The following is a 3659-nucleotide window of genomic DNA, read 5'->3' on the forward strand; positions in this document are numbered from 1 at the left end:
ACGGCGTCGAAATCACCTTTCCAGGTATCGGCAAGCTGAAAGTGACCGAGCGTCCTGCCCGCACTGGCCGTAACCCTTCGACTGGCGCTGCCATCGAAATCCCTGCGAAGAAAGTGATCAAGCTGGTTGTGGCCAAAGGCCTGACCGACGCTGTGAACAAGTAAGACGCAGCAATAAAAAACCGTGCTCCGGAGTGATCCGGGCACGGTTTTTTTGTGCCTGCGATTTGACGCTTTACCCCTGTAGGAGCTGCGGCACGCTGCGATCTTTTGATCTTGTGTTTAAAAATCAATCAAGATCAAAAGATTGCAGCGTGCCGCAGCTCCTACAGGGGGCAGCCCAGGGTTAGCGAACCCAGCGCTCGCGGCGCCAGATCTGCTGCTCGGACTTGGTCTGGAACGTCCATGCCACAAAGCGGCTCTGCTTCTGGCCCTGCGACATCTCCACGACCTGGCTTTCCAGCACGCCGGCCTTTTTCAGCGCGGTTTCGATGGCTGGCAGGTTCGACGCCTTCGACACCAGCGTGCTGAACCACAGCACTTTGTGCTGGAAGTTCGCGCTCTCGGCGATCAGTTGCGTCACGAAACGCGCTTCGCCGCCTTCACACCACAGCTCGGCCGACTGGCCACCGAAGTTCAGCACCGGCAGTTTGCGTTTCGGATCGGCCTTGCCCAGGGCGCGCCATTTGCGCTCGCTGCCCTTGGTCGCTTCGTCCATCGAGGCGTGGAACGGCGGGTTGCACATGGTCAGGTCGAAACGCTCACCTGGCTCCAGCAGGCCGATCAGGATGTGCTTGCGGTTTTCCTGCAAGCGCAACTGGATCACCTTGTTCAAGTCGTTGGACTGAACGATTGCTTTGGCGGCAGCCACGGCCGTCGGGTCGATCTCCGAGCCAAGGAAGTGCCAGCGGTATTCGCTGTTACCGATCAGCGGATACACGCAGTTGGCGCCCATGCCGATGTCCAGCACGTTGACGATTGCGCCGCGCGGCACCTTGCCGTCGTTCATGCTCGCCAGCAGGTCAGCGAGGAAGTGCACGTAATCGGCACGGCCCGGCACTGGCGGGCAGAGGTAGTCTGCCGGGATGTCCCAATGCTGGATGCCATAGAACGACTTGAGCAGCGCCCGGTTGAACACGCGCACCGCGTCGGGGCTGGCGAAGTCGATGCTTTCCTTGCCGTACGGGTTGGTGATCACAAACTTCGCCAGTTCCGGCGTGGTCTTGATCAGCGCCGGGAAGTCGTAACGACCCTGATGGCGATTGCGCGGGTGCAGGCTGGCCTTTTCACGCGGCTCGACGGTCTTGGCCGGGGTCGCGGAGTCGGGCTTTTTGCGCGCAGGTTTGGGTGTGCGGGGGGCGTTCATGGGCGTGATCGATTCGGGTATGGCTGAAAGTGGCGGGTATTGTCCCACATTGACGAGCTATGCGCCGATCCCATGTAGGAGCTGCCGCAGGCTGCGATCTTTTGATCTTGGTTTTTAAAAGCCAGATCAAAAGATCGCAGCCTGCGGCAGCTCCTACAAGGGGGAATGTGGCGGGAATGAAAAAGGGAGGCCACTTGGGCCTCCCTTTTTCAATGCGATTTGCCGTTACAGGCTGGCAATCCGCGCGTGTTGCTCAGCCAGTTTGGCCAAGGCTTGTTCAGCCTCGGCCAGTTTGGCGCGTTCCTTCTCGATGACTTCGGCCGGGGCCTTGTCAACGAAACCGGCGTTGGACAGTTTGCCGCCAACACGCTGGACTTCACCCTGCAGACGCAGGATTTCCTTGTCCAGACGCGCCAGCTCGGCGCCCTTGTCGATCAGACCGGCCATCGGCACCAGCACTTCCATCTCGCCAACCAGTGCAGTCGCGGACAGCGGGGCTTCTTCGCCAGCCGCCAGAACAGTGATCGATTCCAGACGCGCCAGTTTCTTCAGCAGCGCTTCGTTCTCGGTCAGACGGCGCTGGTCTTCAGCGCTGACGTTCTTCAGGTAGATCGGCAGTGGTTTGCCCGGGCCGATGTTCATTTCGCCACGGATGTTGCGCGTGCCGAGCATCAGTTCCTTCAGCCATTCGATGTCGTTCTCGGCGGCCGGATCGATGCGCTCTTCGTTGGCCACTGGCCAAGGTTGCAGCATGATCGTCTTGCCCTGAATACCGGCCAGCGGCGCGATGCGCTGCCAGATTTCTTCAGTGATGAACGGCATGAATGGATGCGCCAGGCGCAGCGCCACTTCCAATACGCGAACCAGCGTACGGCGAGTGCCGCGCTGACGTTCAACCGGCGCATTCTCGTCCCACAGCACAGGCTTGGACAGTTCCAGGTACCAGTCGCAATACTGGTTCCAGATGAACTCGTACAGCGCTTGCGCGGCGAGGTCGAAACGGAACTGATCGAGTTGACGGGTCACTTCGGCTTCGGTGCGTTGCAGTTGCGAGATGATCCAGCGATCCGCCAGCGACAGCTCGTAGGCTTCGCCGTTCTGGCCGCAATCTTCGCCCTTGTCCAGAACATAACGCGCGGCGTTCCAGATCTTGTTGCAGAAGTTGCGATAGCCTTCAACGCGGCCCATGTCGAACTTGATGTCGCGCCCGGTCGAAGCCAGCGAGCAGAAGGTGAAGCGCAGGGCGTCGGTGCCGTAGCTGGCGATGCCGTCGGCGAACTCGTCGCGGGTCTGCTTCTCGATCTTCTTCGCCAGTTTCGGCTGCATCAGGCCAGAGGTGCGCTTCTGCACCAGGTCTTCCAGCTCGATACCGTCGATGATGTCCAGCGGGTCAAGGACGTTGCCCTTGGACTTGGACATCTTCTGGCCCTGACCATCACGCACCAGACCGTGTACATAAACGGTCTTGAACGGTACCTGCGGCGTGCCGTCCTCGTTCTTGATCAGGTGCATGGTCAGCATGATCATCCGGGCAACCCAGAAGAAAATGATGTCGAAGCCCGTCACCAGCACGTCGGTGGAGTGGAATTTCTTCAGGAATTCGGTCTTTTCAGGCCAGCCCAGAGTGGAGAACGTCCACAGACCGGAACTGAACCAGGTGTCGAGTACGTCATTGTCCTGTTGCAGCGCCACGTCCGGGCCAAGGTTGTGCTTGGCACGCACTTCGGCTTCGTCGCGACCGACATAGACTTTGCCCGACTCGTCGTACCAGGCCGGAATCCGGTGGCCCCACCACAGCTGACGGCTGATGCACCAGTCCTGAATGTCACGCATCCACGAGAAGTACATGTTTTCGTACTGCTTCGGTACGAACTGAATGCGACCGTCTTCAACGGCAGCAATCGCAGGCTCGGCCAAAGGCTTGGTCGACACGTACCACTGGTCGGTCAGCCACGGCTCGATGATGGTGCCGGAGCGGTCGCCTTTCGGCACTTTCAGGGCGTGGTCGTTGACGCTGACCAGCAGGCCGGCGGCGTCGAACGCAGCAACGATCTGCTTGCGCGCTTCAAAACGCTCGAGGCCGGCGTATTCAGCTGGAATTGCGCCGTCGATGCTGTCGTTCAGCGTGCCGTCGAGGTTGAACACCTGGGCTGCCGGCAGCACGTTGGCGTTCTTGTCGAAGATGTTCAGCAGCGGCAGGTTGTGGCGCTTGCCGACTTCGTAGTCGTTGAAATCGTGGGCCGGGGTGATTTTCACGCAGCCTGTGCCGAATTCAGGATCGCTGTAATCGTCTG

3 protein-coding genes are annotated in these 3659 nt (G+C 59.9%); 1 reads left to right on the forward strand and 2 read right to left on the reverse strand.

Features of this window, described 5'->3' with window-relative positions:
- A partial coding sequence (locus ACIP66_RS28285) for an HU family DNA-binding protein (protein ID WP_400652543.1) occupies positions 1-164 on the forward strand: 164 nt, incomplete at its 5' end.
- 181 nt (positions 165-345) lie between these two features.
- On the opposite strand, the gene rlmF is transcribed toward ACIP66_RS28285, so the two are convergent.
- Entirely contained in the window at positions 346-1365 is a 1020-nt protein-coding gene (gene rlmF / locus ACIP66_RS28290) for a 23S rRNA (adenine(1618)-N(6))-methyltransferase RlmF (protein WP_150729529.1), read from the reverse strand.
- Positions 1366-1590: 225 nt separating this feature from the next.
- On the reverse strand, positions 1591-3659 hold a 2069-nt coding region (locus tag ACIP66_RS28295), incomplete at its 5' end, for a valine--tRNA ligase (protein WP_400652540.1).

Source organism: Pseudomonas sp. NPDC088429 (assembly GCF_044753305.1).
Classification (GTDB): domain Bacteria; phylum Pseudomonadota; class Gammaproteobacteria; order Pseudomonadales; family Pseudomonadaceae; genus Aquipseudomonas; species Aquipseudomonas rustica.